Annotated in this window: 2 protein-coding genes; both read left to right on the top strand. The window is 69.5% G+C overall.

Annotation, left to right across the window (positions count from 1 at the left end; translation table 11 throughout):
• Nucleotides 1–94: 94 nt before the first annotated feature.
• Nucleotides 95–424: an NAD(P) transhydrogenase subunit alpha part 2 gene (locus ACYQ0U_RS22750; protein WP_459975284.1), complete on the top strand. Its 330-nt coding sequence runs from the start codon at nt 95–97 to the stop codon at nt 422–424.
• On the top strand, nt 424–821 hold a 398-nt coding region (locus tag ACYQ0U_RS22745), incomplete at its 3' end, for an NAD(P)(+) transhydrogenase (Re/Si-specific) subunit beta (protein ID WP_459976161.1). The genes ACYQ0U_RS22750 and ACYQ0U_RS22745, both read left to right, overlap by 1 nt.

The following is an 821-nucleotide window of genomic DNA, read 5'->3' as shown; positions in this document are numbered from 1 at the left end:
ACTTCGAGGACGAGATCGTCGCTGGTTCGTGCGTCACCCACGCCGGGGAGATCCGGCACGAGCCCACCCGGGCCGCTGTGGAAGGAGCGAGCTGATGGAGGCGTCGATGAACGAGGCGGTCGTGTGGCTGACGATCTTCATCCTGAGCGTCTTCGTCGGCATCGAGGTGATCTCCAAGGTGTCCTCGACGCTGCACACGCCGCTGATGTCGGGCGCCAACGCGATCCACGGCATCATCCTGCTGGGCGCGGTCCTGGTGACGGGTACGACGGACAACGACGTCGCCCTGGTCGTCGGGTTGGTCGCGATCGTGCTGGCCGCGGTCAACATGGTCGGCGGCTTCGTGGTGACCGACCGGATGCTCCAGATGTTCGTGCGGAAGAAGAAGCCTGTTCCCGCCAAGACCGAGGGGGAGGCGGCCTGATGCCGACCTGGGTGCAGCTGGTCTACCTGGCCTGCGCGGTCTGCTTCATCCTCGCGCTCAAGGGCCTCTCCGGGCCGAGGACCGCGCGCGCGGGCAACCTCGTCGGCGCCGCCGCGGCCGTGGTCGCGGTCGTCGTCCCGTTCGTCTACCTCGACCTCGACCACGTGCCGCTGATCGCGGGCGCGATCGCGGTCGGCACCCTCGGCGGCGTCGTGGGGGCCCGCAAGGTGCAGATGACGCAGATGCCGCAGATGGTCGCGCTGTTCAACGGCGTCGGCGGCGGCGCCGCCGCGCTCGTGGCGTTGCTGGAGCTGCACGAGCTGCTGGGGCTGGTCGCGCACGAGGACGTCTCCCCGGGGTCGGTCGGCTGGTTCGTCTTCGCCGCGACCGCGTTCAC

Source organism: Nocardioides pyridinolyticus, assembly GCF_054653575.1.
Note: the sequence above shows the minus strand (reverse complement) of the source record. Positions and strands in the feature narration are given on the sequence as shown.